Origin of the sequence: Streptococcus infantis ATCC 700779, assembly GCF_000187465.1 — a bacterium.
In the GTDB taxonomy this organism is placed as follows: domain Bacteria; phylum Bacillota; class Bacilli; order Lactobacillales; family Streptococcaceae; genus Streptococcus; species Streptococcus infantis.
Genome location: NZ_GL732439.1, coordinates 1,301,591 through 1,324,631 on the forward strand (window position 1 = coordinate 1,301,591; position 23,041 = coordinate 1,324,631).

A 23,041-nucleotide genomic window follows, 5' to 3' on the forward strand; every position below is an offset into this window, starting at 1 on the left:
TCACTTTACAACTTTCTCGATAAAATTCTGAATAGAAGATAGGCCATCTGGCGTTCCAATACTTTCTGGATGATACTGCAAGCCATAAATCGGCAAGGTTTTGTGTTGAATCCCCATAATAGCTTGGTCATCTGTCGAACGAGCTGTCACTTCAAACTCTTCTGGCATCTCTTCGATTAAAATACTGTGGTAACGCATGACTGGACGATTGTCCTCAATTCCTTGATAGAGAGCTGATGGAGTCTCAAATCGAATCTGGCTTTGTTTCCCGTGCATAACTTTAGGAGCCAAGCCCAACTTACCACCAAAGACTTCTGCAATGGCTTGGTGCCCTAAACAAATCCCTAGAATAGGTTTCTTACCTGCAAAATCACGAATCATTTCTTCCATTTTCCCAGCATCAGCTGGCCAACCTGGACCAGGAGAAAAGACCAGTCCATCTGCCTTTGTAGCTTCTTCATAAAGATTTGGATCATCATTTCTCAAAACCTGAACTTCTGCGAAATTCCCGATATATTGAGCTAGGTTATAAGTAAATGAATCATAATTATCAATCAATAAAATCATGGTCTTAGTTCTCCCATTCTAGTCATAGATTTAGCTTTGTTAATCGTTTCTTGGTATTCGTTCTGAGCGATAGAATCATAAACAATTCCTGCACCAGCCTGTACGTGGGCTTTTTTATTTTTAAGAATCATGGTTCGGATAGCAATGGCGAAATCCATATCTCCAGTTGCTGATAGGTAACCGATAGCTCCTGCGTATACGCCTCGCTTCTCTGTTTCTAGTTCATAGATGCGTTTCATGGCCCGAATCTTTGGTGCCCCCGATACTGTTCCTGCCGGAAGAGTCGCCTTCAAGGCATCCATAGCAGTCAGTTCTGGTAACAAACGTCCTTTAACCACGCTGGTCAAATGCATGACATAGCGGAAAAGTTCGACTTCCATATACTTGGTTACTTGGACACTTGCTGTTTCAGCAATTCTACCGATATCATTTCGTCCCAAGTCCACCAACATTCGGTGTTCTGCCGTTTCCTTTTCATCAGAGAGGAGATCACTTGCAAGTGCCGCATCTTCCTCGTCATTGGCACCTCTAGGACGTGTACCTGCAATTGGATTGGTTGTCACTATACCATTCTTGACGGAAACCAAGCTCTCAGGACTGGCACCGATAATTTGATAATCTCCAAAATCATAAAAGTAGAGGTAATTTGATGGATTGGTCACTCGGAGATTTCTGTAGAAGTCAAAAGGATTTCCAGTTACCTCTGCGGAGAAGCGCTGGCTAAGCACACATTGGAACATATCTCCATTGCGAATCAAGTCGCGAGCTGTTTCTACCATTTCTTCAAATTTCTGAGGTGCAATATGTGGTCTAAACTGAAGTGGAGAAACATCCAAATCTTCAAATTCATTTGGAGCAGGGATTTTCAACTCTTCTAAAACCTGATCTAAAGCCACTTCTAGTTCTTCATTACTACGTTCACTGTAGAGAGCATCCTCGATGATATGAATTTTTTCTTTCTTATGGTCAAAAACTATATAACTCTCATAGACGAAGAAATGCATATCTGGCGTCCCAATTGTATCCTCAGGAAGCTGGCCAATCTCTTCATAGAGAGAAATCATGTCGTAACCAACAAAGCCGATAGCTCCACCTCCAAAGGGTAAATTTGAATGGTGTTGACTTTTATGAGTCACTTCATAAAGGAAATCCAAGGGATCACGATCAATCACTTGCCCATTTTGATAAAGAACTCCATTCTCGAACTTAATCTCAAAAACTGGGTTATAGGCTAAGATAGAAAATCGAGCATTTTCTTTTTCTCTTGGGATACTTTCAAGTATGACCTTGTGTTGTCCGTTCAAACGCATATAAGCCAAGATTGGTGATAAAACATCTCCATGAATGATTCGTTCCATTGTAATTTCCCTTTCAGTTCGTTTCTTTATAGAATTTTAGTCTTCATTTATTATCTTTTTTCTATTTCCCTTAAATAGTGCGGACGGGAGGTAAAATTATCCAGTGGATGATTTTAGAAAACCATGAAATGAAAGACCTAATTTTTGAGCTCCTCGCTCATTCATTTCTAGGCTCAGTCTAAAATAGTTTCCCGAACTATTTTACTCTCAAAAATTCCGTCCTATAGAAGCATATTTGCTTTTATAGGATACCACTATGGCGGAAAATATCTTTTAAAAGCTCACTTCGTTCGCAATTTTTTTGTAGTAGTCTATTTAATGATGAAAAATAATTTAAAACTGAATAACTATGCCTATAATACATATATAAAAATCCCCACGCAAAATAACTTGCGTGAGGACGAAATTCGCGGTGCCACCTCAATTATAGGATTTCTCCTATCTCTCATTCCTGTCTCAGATAGCTCCTGTAACAGGTTGTGCGATAAAGGGCACTCCCTTGAGAATTATGTTTTCTTCTCTCATTTCAGATGGACCCAACCTTACAGCTTTCTCTGCTTGTTTTCAGCAACCACAAGCTCTCTGTGAGAGAAATCTCTGTATCTATTCCATCTTTTATTTTTTAGCTTCAAGGTAGTCTGCAATGGCAGCTACGTCCTTGTCTCCACGACCAGAGACATTGATGATGATAATCTCATCTTTACTTAGTTTTGGTGCGCGTTTGACTGCTTCAGCGATAGCATGTGAGCTTTCAATTGCAGGGATAATTCCTTCTGTTTTGCTTAATAAAAGCAAGGCTTGGACAGCTTCTTCGTCAGTCGCTGCAACATACTCTACACGACCAGAGTCTTTAAAGAAGGCATGTTCTGGTCCAACCCCTGGATAGTCCAAACCTGCTGAGATAGAGTAAACTGGCGCGAGCTCTCCATCTTCCTTAAAGACTGCATAGGTCTTCATTCCATCAACAATTCCGACACTACCCTTGGTCATAGTTGCTGCGTGTTTGTCAGTATCTAAACCATGACCAGCAGCTTCTACCCCAACCAATTTTACTTCTTCATCAGCTACATACTGTGAAAAAGCTCCGATGGCATTGGAACCACCGCCTACACAAGCGATGACGTAGTCAGGTAAACGTCCTTCTTTTTCCAAGATTTGACGACGTGATTCTTCACTAATAACTTTTTGGAATTCATGAACAATAGTTGGATAAGGGTGTGGTCCAACAGCAGAACCTAAAACGTAGAAGGCTTCAAGGTCATTCATCCATGCTCCAAAGGCTGCGTCAACCGCATCTTTGAGGGTACGAGTACCAGTTTCAACTGCGTGAACAGTTGCTCCCATCATCTCCATGCGGAAGACATTGAGACGTTGACGCTCCACATCTTCTGCCCCCATGTAGACGTCACAAGCCATACCAAACTTGGCTGCAGCTGCAGCTGTCGCAACACCGTGCTGGCCAGCTCCTGTCTCAGCAATGACACGCTTTTTACCCATGCGTTTTGCTAGAAGGATTTGTCCTAAAACGTTGTTGAGCTTGTGAGAACCAAGGTGATTCAGATCTTCGCGCTTGAGATAAATCTTAGCTCCACCTAAATGATCTGTCAAGCTCTCTGCATAGTAAAGCGGTGTTTCACGACCCGAATAGTCCTTCAAGTAATGGCGAAACTCAGCTAAAAACTCTGGATCATCCTTGTATTTTTCAAAAGTCACTTCCAATTCATCTAGTAAAACCTGAATTGATTCTGGTACAAAACTACCACCAAATTGTCCAAAATATCCTTTAGTTGTCATAAATTTTTCCTCCTTCTGTATGAATCCGGCTTTTTGTTTGCTTTTAGTAGTAGGCAAGGAGCTGTAGATAGAACTCAAGTTCATCAAAGCGACTTAACGCCCTAATAAAAGATAAACAAAATGACGGATAGAAAAAGCCCACACACGGAATATACTTCCATGTGAGGGCGTTTGTAACGCGGTACCACCTCAATTGTAAAGAGAATATCCCCTTTACATCTCTGCCTTGTCTAACAACAAGTTGCACTGTAAGGTGTGCCTACCGAATTTTTATTGTTTCAAATTCATTTTTTCAAATCAGCCCAATTTCACTACTTTCAACCACCTATTCACAGTAACCACAGGCTCCCTAAAGATCAAAAATAACTACTTTTCTGATTTGTTGAGTTAATTATATGTCATTGTTTTTTCTTTGTCAACCGTTTTCATTCATTTTTTACTAATTTTTTTAATTAGTTTTTTGTAGAAGCAAGAACTTCTTCAGAAACTCTGACAAAAGTCTCAATGATATAGTCTACCTCTTCATCCGTTAATTTCGTGTGAAGCGGTAATGTAATTTCATTTTCAAAGAAGGCATAAGCCTTTGGATAATCTGCCATATCGAAACCAAGATTCTTATAGGCTGTCAAAAGCGGTAGCGGTTTGTAGTGAACATTACTTGCAATTCCTGCCTTGGCCAATTCTTGAATAATTTGATTGCGTTGTTCGAGATTTGCTCCTTCTACATGGGTGATGTAGAGGTGACGACAAGATTCAACTGCATCTGTCTCATGAGCCAATGGGTGAATCCGAGTTCCTGCAAATCCACGGTCATAGCGATCCACGATATCCTTACGACGTTGTAGTAAGCCAGGATAACGATCTAGCTGAACTAGACCAAGTGAAGCCATGATGTCTGTCATGTTGCACTTGTAGGCTGGTGTTACGATATCGTATTCCCATGAGCCTAGCTGCATCTTAGCAAGAGCATCTTTTGTTTGACCATGAAGAGATAGGATTTGGAATTCCTTGTACATTTCTTCGTCGTCAATCGCTGGATTGGCTTTCCAAGTGGCACTTCCTCCCTCAGCAGTTGTAAAATTCTTAACCGCGTGGAAAGAGAATGATGTGAAGTCTGCAATTGAACCGGCTGGTTGTCCCTTGTAGGTTGAACCCAAAGCGTGAGCACTATCAGAGACAATCACAATACGGTTAAAGGCCTTTTGCCACTTGCTAGCAGCTGTAAAGAGGTCGCGTTTCTTTTCTACAACTTGGAACAAACGGTCATAGTCACAGATAATCCCTGCTAGTTCTACCGGGATGATGACTTTAGTCTTCTCAGTAATAGCTTGCTCAAGCTTATCATAGTCCATTTCAAAGGTATCATCTTGGATATCAACCATCACTGGTGTCGCACCAACGTGAGTGATGACACTACATGAAGCTGTATAGGTCATAGCTGGAACGATGACTTCGTCACCAGGCCCTACTTCAAGCACGCGCAAGATTAATTCAAGAGCTGCTGTTGCAGAGTTGAGGCAGACTGTCTTAGGCGTATGAGTATAGACGGACAGACGACGCTCTAATTCTTTTGTCTTTGGACCTGTTGTGATCCAACCAGAACGAAGGGTATCGGCTACTTCAGCAATTTCAGCTTCGGTAATATCGGGTGGTGAAAATGGAATATTATACTTTGTCATTGATTTACTCCTTTTACTCTATTCACTCTTGTGACTACTTTATTTTAAAACTTCAACTACAGTCTGGAACATGATCTTGATATCTCCGAAGAAATTAAAATCACGTAGGTAGGCTAGGTTAAAGTGCATTTTCTCTGGAAGGACTCTTTCTACATAAGCCTGGTCAACAGTCATACCCTTTGCAGTCATTTGACTGATGATGGCATCCTCATCCTTATAGTTAATGCTAGCAAGCGATGTAATCCCTGCAGGTAAGAGCAAGGTAGCCATCATTTCAGGGCTATACTGCTCTGTGTAGCGTGGTACTTCTGGGCGTGTTCCTACAAAGGACATCTCTCCTTTGAGGACATTGACCAATTGCGGCAATTCATCCAAACGAACACGTCGAATGAAATTTCCAACTTTAGTGATACGACTGTCATTTGCAGAAGTTACTAAACTTCCTTTCTTGTCCGCATCGGTTACCATAGTCCGGAATTTCCAAATTTTGAAATGTCGGTTGTACTGGGTTACCCGCACTTGCTTGTATATAACTGGACCCTTGCTATCTAGCTTGATCCAGATGCTTAGAATCAGAAATAAGGGGGAGGTCAAGATTAACAAGACTACGGCTAGAAACAAATCTAGACAACGCTTGGAAATCAGTGAGCCTTTTCTTCTAGACACAAGCTGGTAGTATGGTTTTACCTCGCTCAATTGCATTTCTTGAGGTAGTTCATCCCATTTCAGCATGCACATTCTCCTCTGTTTTTTATATATAATCTTTATTAACATTCTACATTATACCACAAAATGAAAGAGGCAGTGCAAGAAATCTGTGTTTTAAAGGAATTCTTCCTTAGGAAAGAGCCCCTGCCTGCAAACTATACATCTTGTGATAGGTTCCACCCAATGCTAGGAGTTCTTCGTGGGTTCCACTTTCGATAATACGTCCCTTATCAAGAACATAGATACAGTTAGCATCTTGAATGGTAGAAAGGCGATGGGCGATGGCAATGGTTGTCCGACCTTGTCTCATCTTAGCTAGGGAATTTTGGACCAGAGCTTCTGTTTCAGAGTCGATATTGGCTGTCGCTTCATCCAAAATCAGGATTTTAGGTTGACTGGCAACAGTTCTAGCAAAAGCAAGAAGCTGACGTTGACCAGTTGAAAAACTCGAACCACGCTCAGATACGGGAGCATCATAACCTAAAGGAAGATCTTGAATGAAGGAATCTGCATCGACAAATTCTGCTGCAGCCTTGACTTGGTCATCGCTGATATCTTGGTACATGGCGATATTGGACTTAATGGTCCCATGATAGAGGAAGGGATCCTGTAGAACCAAACCGATGTTTTTTCTCAACTCCTCTTGGCTATACTCTCGAATATCCACACCATCTAGGAGAACCCGACCTGACTGGAACTCATAAAAGCGCATGAGAACATTGATGATAGAAGATTTTCCTGATCCTGTATGTCCAACAAAGGCAATGGTTTCACCTTTATTGACAGTAAAGGAAATATCATCTAGAATTTGGTGTTTTCCATCATAAGAGAAGGACACATGTTCAAAGCGAATATTCCCTTCTTGAATCTTGGATTGACCATTTTCTTGGACCGGTTCATAGTTGGACTCATCGATAAGTGCAAAGACACGACCTGCTGACACCATGGATGTCTGAAGAGTAGAAAAGTTCTGTGTTACCTCGATGAGGGGATCAAAGAGACGGTTGATGTACTGGATAAAGGCATACATAGTTCCTGCCGTTATTCCTAGATAAAGACCGCGATAGCCAAAGTAGGCCATCAAAACCGCATATCCCAACAGCTTCAACAAACTCATAGCTGGTCGTAAAAAGAGAGAATCCAAGGCTACTGAACGGTTGGCGTAGACTAGGTGTTCCTGGTTTATCTCATCAAACTCATCTTGCAGGCGTTTTTCTTGGTTAAAGGCTTGAATAATACGAATTCCTTCGATATTTTCTGCCAGCTTACTGTTAATATCTGACAGTAGACTTCTCGTTTTTTCAATGACCTTGACAGATTTTTTACGGTAGAGATTGACCAAAAGGAAAATCAAAGGTAGGAAGAGCAAGACTAAAGCAGTCAGACGATAGTCCAGAACTAACATGGTATAAAGGGTCGTCACGAAGATAAAGACTGCCGAGATAAAGCTAGATAAGATCCCCGAAAACATATCACTGATAGTCTCGGTGTCATTTGTCAAACGAGAAACAATAGAACCTGCAGGCGTTTTATCAAAATAAGACATGCCTAGCTTCTCCATATTGGCAAAGGCATCACGTCGAATATCTCTAACGATGCTGTAGGACACGCGCGCAAAAAGGAGGTTCCCCACATATTGGACAATGGTTTGAAGAATGTAGAGACCATAGTAAACTAGCAAAACTGTAACAGCAAGCTGATTAAGGTTGTTTAGATACTGGTCGATAAAGTGAGAAGCTACCAGGGGGATAATACTCTTAATAACAGTCGTTGCCAGGAGAAAAGTAAGGGCTAAAAAGGTGAGGAGACTATAGGGCTTAAGATAAGACAACAAACGCTTCAATACAACCCATTGTTCTTGTTTATTCCGCATTTTCTTCTCCTTTCATTTCTAACTGTTGAGACTGGTAGGTTTGGGCATACCAACCATCCAAGGCTAGTAAGTCTTCATGCCTACCTCGTTCAATGATGCGACCATCCTGCATGACCAAAATCAAATCCGCATGAACAACTGCACTGAGACGATGGGCAGTGATGATAGTCGTTTTATCTTTGCGAGTTTCCTTGAGATTATCGATGATTGCGAACTCTGTCTTAGCATCCACAGCTGACAAGGAATCATCTAAAATCAAGATATCAGGATTTAAAATCATAGCCCGACTCATAGCCAGACGTTGCTTTTGTCCACCAGATAGACTAACTCCCTTTTCCCCGATAACTGTATCAAATCCCTCAGGCATGTCTTGAATATCTTGATAGACTTGAGCCAACTTTGTCGCTTCTTCTACTGCTGAGAAAGGTAGGTCAGGATTTCCAAAACAAATATTCTCTATGATAGAGCTAGCAAAGAGAAATTGGTCCTGTGGAACGTATCCCATCAAACTTCGTAAGTCAGCTAGTCGATAGTCACGAATGTCATGACCATTTAGATAAATAGCTCCTTTGTCAACGTCATACTCACGTAGGAGCAATTTAATCAAAGCAGTTTTCCCTGAACCAGTTTGCCCAACCAAGCCCAAGGTTTGCCCTTTTTCGAGACTAAAATGTATATCTCTCAGCGTCTCTTCGTCTTCAAAGGCAAAACGATAAATGGCATAGTCCAAGCGCCCATTTTCAATCTCGTCAAGTGGAGATTCTGGATCTTTGACAGGTGACTCTTGGGACAAAAGACTCTCAATTCGTTGATAAGAAACCTTCCCTCTTTGAGTAATATTAAAGAGGAAACCAATCGCCATCAAGGGCCAGACCAACATATCCAAGTAAGAGATAAAGGTGACCAGATTCCCGACGGTTACTTGTCCCGCTTGCACCATAAAGGCACCGACTAAGAGAGTTAAGGCATAGGAAGAACCAACAAAGAGTAGAACCATGGGGTCAAAGAGACTATCATATTTCATGGTTTGCAGATTCTTTTGGAAGGTCAAATCATTGACTTCCTGGAAAGATGCCAACTCATCGGATTGATAACCAAAGGACTTAGTTACCTTGATACCTGATACAGACTCCTGAACCTTATTATTGAGTTCAGAAAAGGCTGCTTGTGATTCTCCGAAAGCCTTATGGGTCTTTCTCCCCAGACGACTAGTCGCATAGGCCATAAACGGCAAAGGTAGAATGGCAACCAAGGTCATCTGCCAAGAAATGCTAAAGAGCATAGTCAAGAGAGTCACCAAGGCTGTGATAGAGGCATCCACTGCCATCATGACACCACCACCTGCTAAACGAGTCAGAGCATTGATATCATTGGTTGCGTGAGCCATCAAATCTCCAGTTCGATAATTCTGATAAAAAGCAGGCGACATTCTTGTAAAGTGCTCAAATAGTCTTGAACGCATGATTTGTCCAAGTCGGTAGGAGGTCCCTAGGATATACATGCGCCAAACATAACGCAGGTAGTACATCCCGAAAGCTGCCAGCAGGAGATAAAAGAGATGAAGCAGGAGCTCATCTTGTGTTAATCGTCCCGAAGTGATGGCATCAATCACGCGCCCCATGACCATAGGTGGGATAAGGTTTAGTACAGAAACCAAAACCAAAGCTACAATTCCAACTAGGTAACGGCATTTTTCTAATTTAAAAAACCACCAGAGTTTTTGGATGATGGACATAAAATTCCTTTCTAATGACAAATGGAAACCTGAGGCGACTGCCTCAGGTTTTTCCTATTCATAGGTGATGACACTAACTGAAACGTTGTCATATTCAGCGATAAAGATACTCAAAGGAGTAACATTTCATTTATTTTCAATCCTTTACATAAATCATTCTTTATTATATAGGAATGACCTGGATTTTTCAAACCATACGCTGGGGAAATACTTCTTTTTCTGGTATAATATTGTCTATAATCTGAATGAAAAGGTAAACATTATGAAATTGATCTCATGGAATATTGATTCCCTCAATGCAGCATTGACAAGTGATTCTGCGCGTGCGAAATTATCACAAGACGTCCTCCAAACATTGGTTGCTGAAAACGCTGATATCATCGCCATCCAAGAAACCAAGCTTTCAGCTACAGGGCCTACTAAAAAACATCTTGAGGTGTTAGAAGAACTCTTCCCTGGATATGAAAATACTTGGCGTTCCTCTCAAGAACCTGCTCGTAAAGGCTATGCTGGGACCATGTTCCTCTATAAGAAAGAACTGACTCCAACTATCAGCTTTCCAGAAATCGGTGCCCCTTCTACTATGGACTCGGAAGGACGCATCATCACTTTAGAATTTGATACATTTTTCGTGACTCAAGTTTACACACCAAACGCTGGTGATGGCCTCAAACGCTTGGAAGAACGTCAAGTCTGGGATGTAAAATATGCGGAGTACTTGGCTCAACTAGACAAGCAAAAACCTGTCCTAGCAACCGGAGACTACAACGTTGCCCACAAGGAAATTGACCTTGCCAACCCAGCCAGCAACCGCCGTTCACCAGGATTTACAGACGAAGAACGTGAAGGATTTACAAACCTTTTAGCCAAAGGATTTACAGATACCTTCCGCCATATCCATGGCGATGTGCCAGAACGCTATACTTGGTGGGCACAACGAAGCAAGACTTCAAAAATCAACAACACAGGCTGGAGAATCGACTACTGGCTTACAAGTAACCGTGTAGCAGACAAGGTTAGCAAGTCAGACATGATTGACTCAGGCGCACGCCAGGACCATACACCGATTGTCATGGAGATTGATTTCTAAGGAGAAAACAATGGACTATCAAGCTGTCATTCCTGAATTTGTAGTATCTGACCTCGAAAAGTCACGCCACTTCTACTGCGACTTGCTGGGATTTTCTGTCGAATACGAGCGTCCAGAGGAGAAATTTCTCTTCCTTTCGCTTGAAGACTGCCAACTTATGCTAGAAGAAGGCAACGCAGAAGAATTATCCCAACTGACTTATCCTTTCGGGCGTGGTGTCAATATTTCCTTTGGTATCAAGGATGTCCCACAACTCCATCAAAAATTGCTGGAAGCCGAATATCCCATCCATCGTCCTTTGACTAAAAGAGAATTTCGAGTTGGCGAACAATATATCTACCCTCACGAATTTGCAGCTTTAGACCCAGATGGCTATTTTTTAAGATTTAGTGAATAGAATAATAAAGTATTAGAGTGGAAAAGTAATAAAAAAAGAGGCATCTGCCTCTTTTTTTGTTTCTATATCCTTACCTGTCTATCTTCAGATCGATGTCCTGTGACAAACATGGTGAAGGTTGCCTTGCAGACATTTCGGCCATCTTGGTTGATGATGTCAACATCGACGACACAAGTGGTACGTCCTTGATGGACACATTCTCCTTTGATAGTAAGAACATCCCCTAGATTTCCAGCTTTCAGATAGTTGATGGAAGACTGGAGTGTCACCCCGTCTAATCCTAGCGAAATCACCACAAGACCACTGATTTGGTCGCATAGGGTAAATAGATAGCCTCCATGAGCATTCCCATAGTAGTTGAGTGAAGAGTCCACTACTTTTGTCGTCACCACAACGTGGCCATCTCTCATTTTTTCAATTTCGTAGTTTTCAAAGGCAGATATAGCGTCAAAGTGAAAATCTTTCATACATTCCTCCTGATACTTCAAACGACACTATGATACTACTTTTCAAGACTCTACGCAAGAGAGAAGCACTTATTCGGGCAAAATACCAACCTGCTCTACAAAGCGCATAAAGGCAGCTTGTCCTTCTTCTGTTTGCTTGTAAACTCCTGCATCTTCCAAAACTCGAGCAAAGATTTTTCCAACAGATTCTTGGACGATATTAAGAGCTTGGTCTTTGTCAGTCAATCCAGGATGGGCTTCTTTCAATTCATCCGCCCATTCTTGGTGATAATCCGCAATAGAAACATCCTCTCCGACTAGGTAAGCTGCTACTTGCTCCACTTCTTCCTTCAAGCGTGGTGGCAAGATTGCCAAGCCCATGACCTCTATCAAGCCGATATTTTCCTTCTTGATATGTTGGACATCCTTGTGGGGATGATAGATACCATCTGGGTGTTCTGGAGATGTTTGATTATCCCGCAAGACCAAATCCAACTCGAACTGCCCATCTCGTTTACGGGCTATCGGAGTAATGGTATGGTGCGGTGATCCATTACTTTCTGCCAAGACCTGTACCCTTGGGTCAGAATACTGACGCCAAGCCAGCAAGATTTTATTCGCTAGCTCTGTCAAATCATCTTTTGAAGCCGAGGTCAAGCGAATGACTGACATAGGCCACTGGACAATCCCTGCTTTGACAGACTCAAAACCTGTAAACCTGAAAGTCTTTTGTAAAGGCGCTACTTCCATTGGAAAGACATGTCGCCCGCCTTGATAATGATCGTGCGTCAGGATGGAGCCACCCACAATTGGCAGGTCAGCATTCGAACCAGCAAAGTAGCCTGGAAATTGCCCCACAATGGCTAACAAACGTTCAAAACTTTGGCGACTAATGGCCATAGGACGGTGTTGGCTATCTAGGAAAATACAGTGCTCATTAAAGTAAGCATAAGGTGAATACTGGAAGCCCCACTCCTGACCAGAAATATCAAAACGAATAATGCGATGATTACTTCTAGCTGGATGGTTGACACGACCGTGATAACCTTCGTTTTCCATACAGAGCTGACATTGAGGATAGTTGCTCGACTTGACCAACTTGGCCGCCGCAATCTCCTTTGGATCCTTTTCAGGCTTCGAGAGATTGATGGTAATCTCCAGTTCACCGTAGTCAGACGGTACACGATAAGCAATATTTTTTGAGATAGCCTTTAGTTTGATGTAGTCATTCTTCTGACTGAGTTGGTAGAAGTCCGCAATCGCCTGCTCTGGTGACTGGGCATAGGTATCCCAAAAGTCACGATTGACCTGACTCGGACAAGGGGTTACCAAGTCCATGAGGTCAGCACCGAGAATCTCACGCGCAGTCTGACTATCTTCAATTGTTTCCAATCGAACGGCTTCCTCGACAAGCTGGTCTTTGAGATCAATCAAGCTGTCCTGGTCAGCCTCAACGTCAAAAACTCCTTCACCAACCAAAGCCAAGACACGATTGGTCAGATAAATCCGATCCAACTCTTCAAAGCTACTTTCTGCAATGACTTTGGTCACAAATCTTTCTACTAAGGTCACTAGACAACCTCCTTCTGACTAATCAAGAATGCGAGTTCCACCTGCAACTTCAGCGATATAGAAGCTTGGAGCGTAGCCCACGATTTCTTCATAGTGCTTGCCAACAGCTTCCTTGAAGGACTCAACAGCATCTTTTTGAACCAAGGCGATCGCACAACCACCAAAACCTGCTCCTGTCATACGAGCACCAAGAACACCTGCTTGAGCCCAAGCCGTATGAACGAGGGTATCTAATTCCAAGCCAGTCACTTCATAATCATGCTCAAGAGAAACGTGAGAGGCATTCATCAAACGACCAAACTTGTCCAAATCGCCTGCTTGAAGAGCAGCTTGCGCTTTAAGCGTACGTTGGTTTTCAAGAACGGCATGGCGAGCACGTTTCAAGCGATTTTCGTCTTTGATCAGGTAGCTATATTCATCAAAAGCCCACTCGTCCAATTCACCCAAGGTTTGAATGTCCAAGGCCACTTGGAGTTCTTCTACTGCTTTTTCACATTCAGCACGGCGTTCATTGTACTTAGAATCCGCAAGTTCACGGCGTTTGTTAGTGTTCATGATAACAACAACATTGTCCTTCAAATCAAGGGGAACCAAGTCGTATTCTAAAGTATTTGTATCAAGGTAAATAGCACGTTGATCCGCCCCCATACCGATAGCAAATTGGTCCATGATACCAGAATTAACCCCAATAAAGTTGTTCTCTGTCAATTTTCCGATTTTAACCAAATCTAGACGGTCCAATTTTAGGTCAAAGAGGTATTCTGCCACGACACCTGTCAATAGCTCCAAAGAAGCTGAAGATGACAAACCAGCACCATTTGGGATATTCCCAAATACATAGAAATCAAAACCTTTATCAATCACATGCCCAGCTTCTTGCAAGAAATGAAGGACACCTTTTGGATAGTTAGTCCAGTTGTGCTCTTTCTCAAACTTAAGGTCAGCTAGAGGCACTTCGATAATGCCTTTGTCCTCAAAGTTTGCGGAGTAGAAACGCAAAACTTGATCATCACGCTTGCGTGCTGCTCCATAAGTTCCTAGTGAAATAGCAGCTGGGAAAACATGGCCACCATTATAGTCCGTATGTTCCCCAATCAAGTTGATACGGCCTGGTGAGAAGAAGGTTTGATCTGCTTCTTGACCAAAAACAGCAAGAAAATCCTTGCGAAGTGCATCAGCAGTAAGATGTTGTGTCATATGAATTCTCCTTTGACAATTTGTTAGGTAAAAAAGTTTACCTTGTAATCGTTTTCTTCTATTGTACCCAAGGGTTTTGCTTTGGTCAACATTTTTACCGATATTTTACTAAACTATGAGTAAAAAGATAGAAAAATATGCTATAATAACCTAAAAAGGAGGGGAATTATGGCTACACTCAAAGATATTGCTCAGTTAGCCTCTGTTTCAATCGCAACTGTATCCCGTGTCCTCAATCGCGATCAGAGTCTATCTGTCACAGAAGAAACCCGACATCGTATTTTAACTGTCGCCGAAGAACTAGGTTATACCAAACATCTCAAAACAGGCGAAAGTCACAAACTTAAACAAAAGATTGCCATTATCCAATGGGTCAGCGAACAAGGTGAGTTGGAAGACCTCTACTACTACCAGATTCGCCTAGGAATTGAAAATAGAGCACAAGAATTAGATTACGACATCTTGCGCTATTTTAATGACCAGCCTTTCACGCTTAGCGAAGAAGTGATTGGAATTCTTTGTATTGGAAAATTCAGCCAAGCACAGATTGCATCATTTGAAGAATATCAAAAACCTCTAGTTTTTCTAGATAGTGACACCATAGCCTTGGGACACACCTGTGTCATTACAGATTTTAATAATGCTGTTAGACAGGTAGTCGATTACTTTACAGACCACGGGATTAAGAAGATTGGTATCTTATCCGGTCTTGAAACTACTACTGACCAAGAAGAAGTCATCGCAGATAAACGCTTAGATTACTTTAAATCCTATACACAAGAAAAAGGAATTTATAACGATAAATTTATTTTCCAAGGACTATTTACTGCCCAATCTGGATATGACTTGATGAAAGAGGCTATCGAAAAATTAGGAGATGAACTTCCACAAGCCTTTTTTGCAGCTAGTGATAGTTTGGCAATCGGTGCTCTTCGCTCCCTTCAAGAAGCCAGCATCAGCATACCAGAGCGCGTCAGCATTATTTCCTTTAATGATACTATTCTAACCAAGCAAGTGTTCCCACCCCTTTCCAGTATCTCAGTCTACACCGAAGAAATGGGACGTACAGGAATGGATATTTTGAACAGAGAAGTCCTTCACGGTCGTAAAATTCCAAGCCTCACCATGCTTGGAACCAAATTGACGTTAAGAGAAAGCACCTTGCATTAAGCACAACACTTGAACATAAAAAAACCTAATAGAGATTCTCAAATCCTATTAGGTTTTCTTTTTATACTCAATGAAAATCAAAGAGCAAACTAGGAAGCTAGCCGCAGGTTGCTCAAAGCACTGCTTTGAGGTTGTAGATAAGACTGACGAAGTCAGTCACATCTATAATCCAAGCTGAAGCTGACGTGGTTTGAAGAGATTTTCGAAGAGTATTAATCCATTACAATCATAGACTTGATAGTCTTGCGTTCATCCATAGCCTTATAAGCTTGGTCGATATCTTTCAGTTTATAGCTTGAAGTAAAGACGCGACCTGGATTGATATCACCATCAAGAACAGCTTTGAGCAAGAATTGCTTATCGTATGTTGTTGCAGAAGCTGCTCCACCCGCAACAGAAATATTCTGAGCAAAGGTCGAACCAAGGGCACGGTTATTATAGTGAGGCACACCAACAATTCCCATACGACCGCCATTATGAAGGACACCCAGAGCCTGCTCAACAGCCGCCTCAGTACCAACACACTCAAGTGCTGCATCTGCCCCTCCTCCGAGTATTTCACGCACCTTGGCAATGCCTTCTTCACCACGTTCGGCCACAACAGCTGTCGCTCCTGACTCCAAGGCCATTTGTTGTCGATCTTCGTGACGACTCATAAGGATAATTTGTGAAGCTCCACGCATCTTAGCCGCAATGACAGCACATTGGCCAACAGCCCCATCCCCAATAACGACAACCTTGTCGCCTTTTTGCACATTAGCCACACGCGCTGCATGGTAACCGGTCGGCATGACATCAGCAAGTGTTAAAAGTGACTTGAGCATGCCTTCGCTATAATCTGAAGGTTGACCTGGAATTTTCACAAGTGCCCAATTGGCAAAATGGAAACGGATATACTCAGCCTGGACACCACCTGACCAGTTGGTGCCAATATGGCGGTCACAAGTCCCATCATAACCAGCACGACAGGCATCACACTCTCCACAACCATGAGTGAAAGGCGCGATGACAAAGTCACCTGGTTTTACAGTAGTGACAGCCTCACCAACTTCTTCAACGATTCCAATTGCTTCGTGTCCACTATTTTTGTGACCCGCTTTAATATCTGGATTTCGGTAACTCCATAGGTCTGAACCACATACGCAAGCACGAACCACACGGATAATAACATCATCCGTCTCTTGAATACTTGGACGCTTGATTTCCTCAATACCTACCTGACCTGCTTTTTTATAGACTGCTGATCTCATAAACATTTACCTCTCTGTATCTAACTTATTTCAAGTATACACTATTTATGAAGCTTTCGCTCACTTATACTACATCTCATTAATAATGATGTTCATGTTCATATCTTTGGACTGCCTCTATATCCTCCATATTCCGCTTATGGGCTTGATGAGTTTCTAAGTCTGCATCAACTTCAATGGTGATATTTTGAAAACCATAATTTTTGAGTAAAGTTCGAATGGATTCTTTACAAACTTCCATCTGTTCAATTTCTTTTAGACAAACATGGACGATGGCATTTTTTTCCAAGCCATCCATAGTCCAAAGGTTAAGCTGATTGATACTAGCGACATGATCCAATTGCTCCAAGTCGCTCTTTACTTGCTTGATATCTACTCCTTCTGGTACAGCATCTAAGAAAATCTTAAGTGTAGACCAAAAACGTGGAATAGCTTTTGAGAGAATAAAGATCGAAATGACCAGAGATAAGAGCGGATCCAGAATATACCAGTCGGTAAATCGCAGAACAATGGCCATCAGGATAACAGCCACCCAACCCAGAGTATCTTCCAGAAAATGCAGGCTCAAAATAGACTCATTCTTTGTTTTTCCCTTACGAACTACTAGACTTGCCAACACATTGATACTAACCGCTATGATTCCTAGCCAGAGGATTCCCTCATCATTGACCGGTTGTGGATGAAAGAGTTTCGTTATATTTTCTAAGATAACCAGAACAGAGCCTGTCATGAGAATCACAGCCGTTACCAAGGCACCTAGAAGGCTAAACCGTTTGTAACCCAAGGTATAGTGGCTGTCCTCTTCACGATTGGAGATAGTTTCAAGAAAAGCTGATACCCCAATTGCGATTGCATCTCCAAGATCATGGACAGAGTCCGCAAGAACCGCACTAGAGCCAAATACTCCACCTGCGATAAACTCAACAATGGCATAACTTAAATTCAAGAAAAAAGCTAACCAAACTGCATGTTTTGTCTTCATAATCCTATTTCCTCTGATATAATAGATTCATGAACATCTTGTTCATTATCATTATCTAACATTCATTACAGAAAGGATAGGAGCAAACTGTTTACTTTGTAAGATACTGAACAGTTTGTTCAAAATGTCCATATGACTAGTCAAGATCGTCGCATTACCAAGACACGAAAAGCTATCTATACTGCTTTTTTACAATTACTAAATCAAAAAAGCTTTGAAACGATTACCGTTCAGGAGATAATAGACCTAGCAGATGTCGGTCGTTCCACCTTTTATAGCCATTATGAAAGTAAAGAAATACTCCTAGACGAGCTCTGCCGTTATCTCTTTCATCATCTTTTTGAACGCGAGAAAAATATATCTACAGAAGCTTATTTGTCCCATATCTTTTCACATTTTAAGAAAAACCAGGACCACGTCACCAGCCTCCTTTTCTCAAAAAATGACTACTTCCTCCGTCAATTACAGAAAGAGCTAGAACATCATGTTTACCCCATGGTAGCAGAGGACTTACAAGTTGCCTATCCTAATATTCCTGCTTCCTACCTCAAGCACTTTGTTGTAACTAACTTTATCGAAACATTGACTTGGTGGCTGAAAAAGGGGAAATCTTATAAGGAAGATCAAGTAGTGAGATTTTACTTAGATGTCATCGAAATGAAGTCTGAAAAAAAAATACTCTAGTTCTTACACTTTTAATTCTATTAGATTAGCTAATTGTATTTATTTCTTGACTTAAACTTACACAAAAACCCATCCTGCACAAAAGCAAGATGGGTTTATCATTCTAACTTATTTGAACAAGTTCGTAGCTAAAGCTAACTAGACTTTACTTCTTCAGCAATCCTTCCTGGACTAGAAACTCACGCGCCACTTCTTCAGCTGATTTACCTTCCACACCAACTTGGTAGTTCATCTGACTCATCTGGCTCTCGGTGATCTTACCAGCTAGTTTATTAAGAATAGCTTCCAATTCAGGATGTTTTTCGAGTAATTTAGCTTTCATGAGTGGAGCGCCTTGGTATGGAGGGAAGAGTTGTTTATCATCCTCCAAAACCACTAAATCATAGCGAGCAATTTCAGCATCTGTTGAGTAAGCATCTGTAATTTGAATGTCCCCTGACTGGATGGCTTGGTAGCGAAGAGCTGGCTCCATGGTTGCCACATTGAGATTCAATCCATAAACAGACTGCAAGCCCTTGTTTCCATCCTCACGGTCATTAAACTCCAGAGTGAATCCCGCCTTGAGCTGTCCTTCTACTTTTTTCAAGTCTGAAATCGTCTTAAGCCCATATTCTTGCGCAATTTTTTTAGGAACTGCTATAGCATAAGTATTTTGATAAGCCATGGGTTTAAGAAAGGCTAGTTGATCCTGTTTGGCAATGCCGTCACGAGCCACCTCGTAAACCTTTTCTGGGTCATGCCCAACTTGTGGAGATGATTGGAGGAGACTCTCTGTCACTGTTCCAGAAAATTCTGGATAGATATCAATGTCCCCTTTTTTCAGCGCTTGGTAAAGAAAGTCTGTCTTCCCAAAATTGGGTTTAACCGTCACCGTCATATCCGTATTTTCCTCGATGAGAAGTTTATACATATTCATGAGAATCTCAGGTTCAGGTCCTAACTTCCCAGCTATAACCAGATTTTCTTTCTCTTTATTTGGAATCATGCTTGGAACATAACTAACTCCCAAACCAAGGACCATGACAGCAAAGGTCGAAACAATCGTACGCAACTTTGCCTTTTCCAACCATTTGAGAATGATATTAAAGAGAATGGCCAAGAGGGCTGATGAGATTGCTCCGATTAAAATGAGACTAGCATTCCGACGATCAATTCCCAAAAGGATAAAGGAGCCCAATCCACCAGCTCCCACAAGAGCTGCTAGAGTTGCTGTCCCAATGATCATAACGGTCGCTGTTCGAACCCCCGATACAATGACAGGCATAGCAAGGGGAATTTCAAACTTCTTGAGTCGCTCCCACTTGGTCATCCCAAAAGCAATCCCTGCCTCCTCAAGACTAGGATCAATGCCATTCAGGGCTGTGATTGTATTTTCTAAAATCGGGAAAATAGCGTAAATGACAAGGGCTGTGAGTGCTGGTAAGGTTCCAATCCCCATGAAAGGAATAAAGAGCCCCAACAAAGCCATTGAAGGAATGGTCTGGAAGATACCTGCAACTTGTAGCACCCAGGCCGCTGCTTTTTTATGACCATTTAGATAAACCGCAAGTGGGATGGTCAGAAAAATAGCGACCAATAAGGTCAAAAGAGACAATTGTAAGTGTTGTCCCAGAGCTGTTACCCATTCACTAAATCGCTCCTGAAAGGTTGAAATGAAATTAGACATGAAGACCACCTCCAAACAAGTTTGCTACAAAGTCTGTCGAAGGTGCTTGTAAAATTGTTTCAGGGTCAGTAACCTGACAAATTTCCCCATCCTTCAATACTGCAATTCTATCTGCTAATTTCACTGCCTCGTCCGTATCATGAGTAACAAAAATAATTGTTATCCCAAATTCCTGATGCAAGGCCTTTGTCAGATCTTGGAGATGTTTTCTTGAGATGGCATCTAGAGCAGAGAAAGGCTCATCCATAAGGAGAATCTTGGGTTGTCCAATTAAAGCACGAATAATTCCTACCCTTTGTTGCTCTCCTCCCGATAACTCACTAGGCATGCGCTTTGCATACTCTACAGCAGGCAGACCCACCTTGTCCAATAGTTCTTCTGTTTTAGAGGCGATTTGTTCCTTGCTCCAGCCCTTCATTTCAGGAATCAATGCTATATTTTCAGCAACAGTCAAGTTAGGAAATAGAGCAATGGCTTGCAAAACATAACCAGTAGAAAGACGTAATTCTCGTTCATCATAGTCCTTGATGCGTTTCCCATCCATGTAGATATTGCCATCTGTCGGTTCCAAAAGACGATTGATCATCTTGAGCATGGTGGTTTTTCCAGATCCTGAAGGGCCTACCAAGACCATAAATTCTCCATCTTCAATACGGAGATTGACATCTTTTAAAATGTCTGTATCCGTGTAGCGTAAGGCTACATGTTTGTATTCAATCATATTCTTCCTCACCATCTCCTTAAAAGCTAAGATCCTTATCTCACTTTTTATAAGACTGTAATCATTATTATAATATTGTAATACTAGAAATTACATCTGTCAACGATTTTGATTTGAAATCATATATAAGAAAAAGAGCTTGGCTAAGGCCAAACTCTCGATTATGATGGACTACTCTTCTTCTACCAAACGTTTAAACTCTGCTTGGATCTCTGTATTTTCTGTCGGTTTTAAATACATGATGCCACCATTTGTCGTTGGTGAATGAAAAACAATCGTTTCTCCTGTTTTAGTTATCGCAAAGAAGTAACTATGAACATCCGGGTATTTATCCCAATTGCTATAACGCTCTACTATTCGGTACTGGGCATTTCCTAGACCTGTATCCGTATACTCAGCATTCATTTTCTCACTCGGACCATCCCCAAATGTATATAGATTATCTGGACCAACATCCCCACCTGCAATTCCTTTTTTGTAATTAGGTTGACCAAGTCTTTCTCCCCATCCTTTTATAAAAACTTCTAATTTTGCAGATTTAATAGGATTCCACGGAGCTTTTTGTTCAGTTTGAGAACTATTTATACTACCAGAAAATTCAAATTGTTGCCAATCAAAATCACGTATATTAATTATTTCAGATTCTGATTTACCAAAAATATCATGCAAGGAATTATTTCCTGGCACTTTAATATCTTGTTCTTTTACTATAGAAGCGGCTTTCTGGTTTGGATTGAGTTGATAGAGAACTCCCCTACCTTCTCCGGTTCCAGAAGACCAACTCAATTCAAGAACTTCTCCACCTTTATAGATAGTCGTAGTATTCCTAGCTCCACCATGTCCAGCTACATATCCCTCAGATAAAAGTATTGGTTTATCATTCTCTAAGTAATATAAGCCTGATATAGAGTAGCTCCCATCTGATTGCTGGACTCCAATAATTAGCTCCTCAACGATATCTTCATTCAAATCAACATAGGCATAACGAAGTTTATCAGAGTTAAAAACAGAATTTTCAACAACCCAGCTGCCAATAGGTCGTTTAGTAGCACTTAAACTATTATAAAGCGAAGGAATTAAAGAGAGGTCTTTGGGCGAAGAAAATATCTTTCTATAGCTATCGAAAACAGGCTGATAAAGATAACGAAAGAATTGTTCTTGATCCCAAGTCGAGTTAACACTAGTTAAAGTAGATTGACTTGTTGACGTTTCTAAACTAGAATTCTGAATAAAATCTTCTGACCTAGTAAAACTACAACCAGTTAAAAATAAACTAAGCGTAATAACAAAAAAGAAAGTTACTAGATATTTAAATTTCATAAACACTCCTTAAACATAAAATAGAACTAAAACTAGTTATAGTATAACAAAAATTAAATAAAGTAAGAAGCAATAAGAAAATAAAAAAAAGAGCTATAAAGCTCTTTAATTACGGAGAATAAGGGATTCGAACCCTTGCGCCAGTTACCCGACCTAACGATTTAGCAAACCGTCCTCTTCAGCCTCTTGAGTAATTCTCCTATTAATGGGCACGAGTGGACTCGAACCACCGACCTCACGCTTATCAGGCGTGCGCTCTAACCACCTGAGCTACGCGCCCAAGTTAAAAACTTGGTACTTGAACAAAGTTCAAAGCGGGTGACGAGAATCGAACTCGCGACAACAGCTTGGAAGGCTGTAGTTTTACCACTAAACTACACCCGCATAGTATCATATTAAAAAATGGCGCGAGACGGAATCGAACCGCCGACACATGGAGCTTCAATCCATTGCTCTACCAACTGAGCTACCGAGCCAAATATTGCGGGAGCAGGATTTGAACCTACGACCTTCGGGTTATGAGCCCGACGAGCTACCGAGCTGCTCCATCCCGCGTTAATAATAAATAAAGGAGGATGTGGGATTCGAACCCACGCACGCTTTTACACGCCTGACGGTTTTCAAGACCGTTCCCTTCAGCCGGACTTGGGTAATCCTCCATCATTCCAATGGACCTTGTAGGACTTGAACCTACGACCACTCGGTTATGAGCCGAGAGCTCTAACCAGCTGAGCTAAAGGTCCAACAAGATCATTATAGCGGCGAAGGGGATCGAACCCCCGACCTCCCGGGTATGAACCGGACGCTCTAGCCAGCTGAGCTACACCGCCAT

19 protein-coding genes, 8 tRNA genes and 2 other annotated features are annotated in these 23,041 nt (G+C 41.6%); of the genes, 4 read left to right on the top strand and 23 right to left on the bottom strand.

Features of this window, described 5'->3' with window-relative positions; genetic code table 11:
- The 7 genes from HMPREF9423_RS08835 to HMPREF9423_RS08865 all read right to left on the bottom strand — a co-directional run bounded on the left by HMPREF9423_RS08835 (position 1) and on the right by HMPREF9423_RS08865 (position 9,714).
- Complete coding sequence (locus tag HMPREF9423_RS08835; protein ID WP_006148971.1) at positions 1–567, bottom strand: aminodeoxychorismate/anthranilate synthase component II; 567 nt, start codon at positions 565–567, stop codon at positions 1–3.
- Positions 564–1,925 carry an anthranilate synthase component I gene (gene trpE / locus HMPREF9423_RS08840; RefSeq protein WP_006148972.1) on the bottom strand — a complete coding sequence of 454 codons (1,362 nt, stop codon included), beginning with the start codon at positions 1,923–1,925 and terminating at the stop codon, positions 564–566. The genes HMPREF9423_RS08835 and trpE overlap by 4 nt, the downstream gene beginning before the upstream one ends.
- A 393-nt stretch (positions 1,926–2,318) precedes the next feature.
- Positions 2,319–2,544: a binding site (T-box leader), on the bottom strand.
- Positions 2,541–3,719, bottom strand: a complete 1,179-nt coding sequence (gene trpB / locus HMPREF9423_RS08845; RefSeq protein WP_025170202.1) for a tryptophan synthase subunit beta — start codon at positions 3,717–3,719, stop codon at positions 2,541–2,543. It overlaps the preceding feature by 4 nt.
- A gap of 160 nt (positions 3,720–3,879) precedes the next feature.
- Positions 3,880–4,111: a binding site (T-box leader), on the bottom strand.
- Between the two features lie 60 nt (positions 4,112–4,171).
- Entirely contained in the window at positions 4,172–5,398 is a 1,227-nt protein-coding gene (locus HMPREF9423_RS08850) for a DegT/DnrJ/EryC1/StrS family aminotransferase (protein WP_006148974.1), read from the bottom strand.
- A gap of 39 nt (positions 5,399–5,437) precedes the next feature.
- Positions 5,438–6,130 carry a sugar transferase gene (locus tag HMPREF9423_RS08855; protein WP_006155519.1) on the bottom strand — a complete coding sequence of 231 codons (693 nt, stop codon included), beginning with the start codon at positions 6,128–6,130 and terminating at the stop codon, positions 5,438–5,440.
- A gap of 106 nt (positions 6,131–6,236) precedes the next feature.
- Positions 6,237–7,979: an ABC transporter ATP-binding protein gene (locus tag HMPREF9423_RS08860; protein WP_006148977.1), complete on the bottom strand. Its 1,743-nt coding sequence runs from the start codon at positions 7,977–7,979 to the stop codon at positions 6,237–6,239.
- A complete protein-coding gene (locus HMPREF9423_RS08865; RefSeq protein ID WP_006148978.1) occupies positions 7,969–9,714 on the bottom strand; it encodes an ABC transporter ATP-binding protein in 1,746 nt (581 codons plus the stop codon). The genes HMPREF9423_RS08860 and HMPREF9423_RS08865 overlap by 11 nt, the downstream gene beginning before the upstream one ends.
- Positions 9,715–9,976: 262 nt before the next feature.
- Here HMPREF9423_RS08865 and HMPREF9423_RS08870 point away from each other — a divergent pair, with 262 nt between their 5' ends.
- Together HMPREF9423_RS08870 and HMPREF9423_RS08875 are read left to right on the top strand one after the other, a co-directional pair.
- A complete protein-coding gene (locus HMPREF9423_RS08870; RefSeq protein WP_006155508.1) occupies positions 9,977–10,804 on the top strand; it encodes an exodeoxyribonuclease III in 828 nt (275 codons plus the stop codon).
- A gap of 10 nt (positions 10,805–10,814) precedes the next feature.
- A complete protein-coding gene (locus HMPREF9423_RS08875) occupies positions 10,815–11,201 on the top strand; it encodes a bleomycin resistance protein (RefSeq protein WP_006155511.1) in 387 nt (128 codons plus the stop codon).
- Positions 11,202–11,263: 62 nt separating this feature from the next.
- Here HMPREF9423_RS08875 and HMPREF9423_RS08880 read toward each other — a convergent pair whose 3' ends face one another.
- The 3 genes from HMPREF9423_RS08880 to HMPREF9423_RS08890 all read right to left on the bottom strand — a co-directional run bounded on the left by HMPREF9423_RS08880 (position 11,264) and on the right by HMPREF9423_RS08890 (position 14,416).
- Positions 11,264–11,668: a PaaI family thioesterase gene (locus HMPREF9423_RS08880; protein WP_004251500.1), complete on the bottom strand. Its 405-nt coding sequence runs from the start codon at positions 11,666–11,668 to the stop codon at positions 11,264–11,266.
- Positions 11,669–11,737: 69 nt separating this feature from the next.
- Positions 11,738–13,219: a UDP-glucose--hexose-1-phosphate uridylyltransferase gene (locus HMPREF9423_RS08885; RefSeq protein WP_006148983.1), complete on the bottom strand. Its 1,482-nt coding sequence runs from the start codon at positions 13,217–13,219 to the stop codon at positions 11,738–11,740.
- Positions 13,220–13,237: 18 nt separating this feature from the next.
- The gene (locus tag HMPREF9423_RS08890) at positions 13,238–14,416 is read right to left on the bottom strand and encodes a galactokinase (RefSeq protein WP_006148984.1); all 1,179 of its coding nucleotides are present in this window, start codon (positions 14,414–14,416) and stop codon (positions 13,238–13,240) included.
- A 168-nt stretch (positions 14,417–14,584) separates the two neighbouring features.
- On the opposite strand from HMPREF9423_RS08890, the gene HMPREF9423_RS08895 reads away from it, so the two are divergent.
- A complete protein-coding gene (locus HMPREF9423_RS08895) occupies positions 14,585–15,586 on the top strand; it encodes a LacI family DNA-binding transcriptional regulator (protein WP_006148985.1) in 1,002 nt (333 codons plus the stop codon).
- A 212-nt stretch (positions 15,587–15,798) separates the two neighbouring features.
- On the opposite strand, the gene HMPREF9423_RS08900 is transcribed toward HMPREF9423_RS08895, so the two are convergent.
- Together HMPREF9423_RS08900 and HMPREF9423_RS08905 are read right to left on the bottom strand one after the other, a co-directional pair.
- Entirely contained in the window at positions 15,799–16,836 is a 1,038-nt protein-coding gene (locus HMPREF9423_RS08900; protein ID WP_006155510.1) for a zinc-binding dehydrogenase, read from the bottom strand.
- 79 nt (positions 16,837–16,915) lie between these two features.
- Positions 16,916–17,818, bottom strand: coding sequence for a cation diffusion facilitator family transporter (locus HMPREF9423_RS08905; RefSeq protein ID WP_006148988.1), 903 nt, complete (start codon positions 17,816–17,818; stop codon positions 16,916–16,918).
- Between the two features lie 132 nt (positions 17,819–17,950).
- Between HMPREF9423_RS08905 and HMPREF9423_RS08910 the strand changes: the two genes are divergently transcribed.
- Positions 17,951–18,502: a TetR/AcrR family transcriptional regulator gene (locus HMPREF9423_RS08910; RefSeq protein WP_006148989.1), complete on the top strand. Its 552-nt coding sequence runs from the start codon at positions 17,951–17,953 to the stop codon at positions 18,500–18,502.
- A 145-nt stretch (positions 18,503–18,647) separates the two neighbouring features.
- Here the strand turns inward: HMPREF9423_RS08910 and HMPREF9423_RS08915 are convergent, their stop codons facing one another.
- The 11 genes from HMPREF9423_RS08915 to HMPREF9423_RS08965 all read right to left on the bottom strand — a co-directional run bounded on the left by HMPREF9423_RS08915 (position 18,648) and on the right by HMPREF9423_RS08965 (position 23,039).
- Complete coding sequence (locus tag HMPREF9423_RS08915; RefSeq protein WP_006148990.1) at positions 18,648–20,168, bottom strand: ABC transporter permease/substrate-binding protein; 1,521 nt, start codon at positions 20,166–20,168, stop codon at positions 18,648–18,650.
- On the bottom strand, positions 20,161–20,889 hold the full coding sequence (locus HMPREF9423_RS08920; protein WP_006155507.1) for an ABC transporter ATP-binding protein: 729 nt from the start codon (positions 20,887–20,889) through the stop codon (positions 20,161–20,163). Before HMPREF9423_RS08920 ends, HMPREF9423_RS08915 begins: the two co-directional genes overlap by 8 nt.
- Before the next feature lie 171 nt (positions 20,890–21,060).
- Positions 21,061–22,209, bottom strand: a complete 1,149-nt coding sequence (locus HMPREF9423_RS08925; protein ID WP_006148993.1) for a DUF4767 domain-containing protein — start codon at positions 22,207–22,209, stop codon at positions 21,061–21,063.
- A gap of 112 nt (positions 22,210–22,321) precedes the next feature.
- Positions 22,322–22,409, bottom strand: a tRNA-Ser gene (locus tag HMPREF9423_RS08930).
- Between the two features lie 6 nt (positions 22,410–22,415).
- Positions 22,416–22,489 (bottom strand) — tRNA-Ile (locus tag HMPREF9423_RS08935).
- Between the two features lie 33 nt (positions 22,490–22,522).
- Positions 22,523–22,593, bottom strand: a tRNA-Gly gene (locus HMPREF9423_RS08940).
- Positions 22,594–22,612: 19 nt separating this feature from the next.
- Positions 22,613–22,685: transfer RNA gene (locus HMPREF9423_RS08945), tRNA-Phe, on the bottom strand.
- A 5-nt stretch (positions 22,686–22,690) separates the two neighbouring features.
- Positions 22,691–22,764: transfer RNA gene (locus HMPREF9423_RS08950), tRNA-Met, on the bottom strand.
- A 14-nt stretch (positions 22,765–22,778) separates the two neighbouring features.
- A tRNA-Ser gene (locus HMPREF9423_RS08955) sits at positions 22,779–22,868 on the bottom strand.
- A 10-nt stretch (positions 22,869–22,878) separates the two neighbouring features.
- Positions 22,879–22,952 (bottom strand) — tRNA-Ile (locus HMPREF9423_RS08960).
- A gap of 13 nt (positions 22,953–22,965) precedes the next feature.
- A tRNA-Met gene (locus HMPREF9423_RS08965) sits at positions 22,966–23,039 on the bottom strand.
- Between the last annotated feature and the right edge of the window lie 2 nt (positions 23,040–23,041).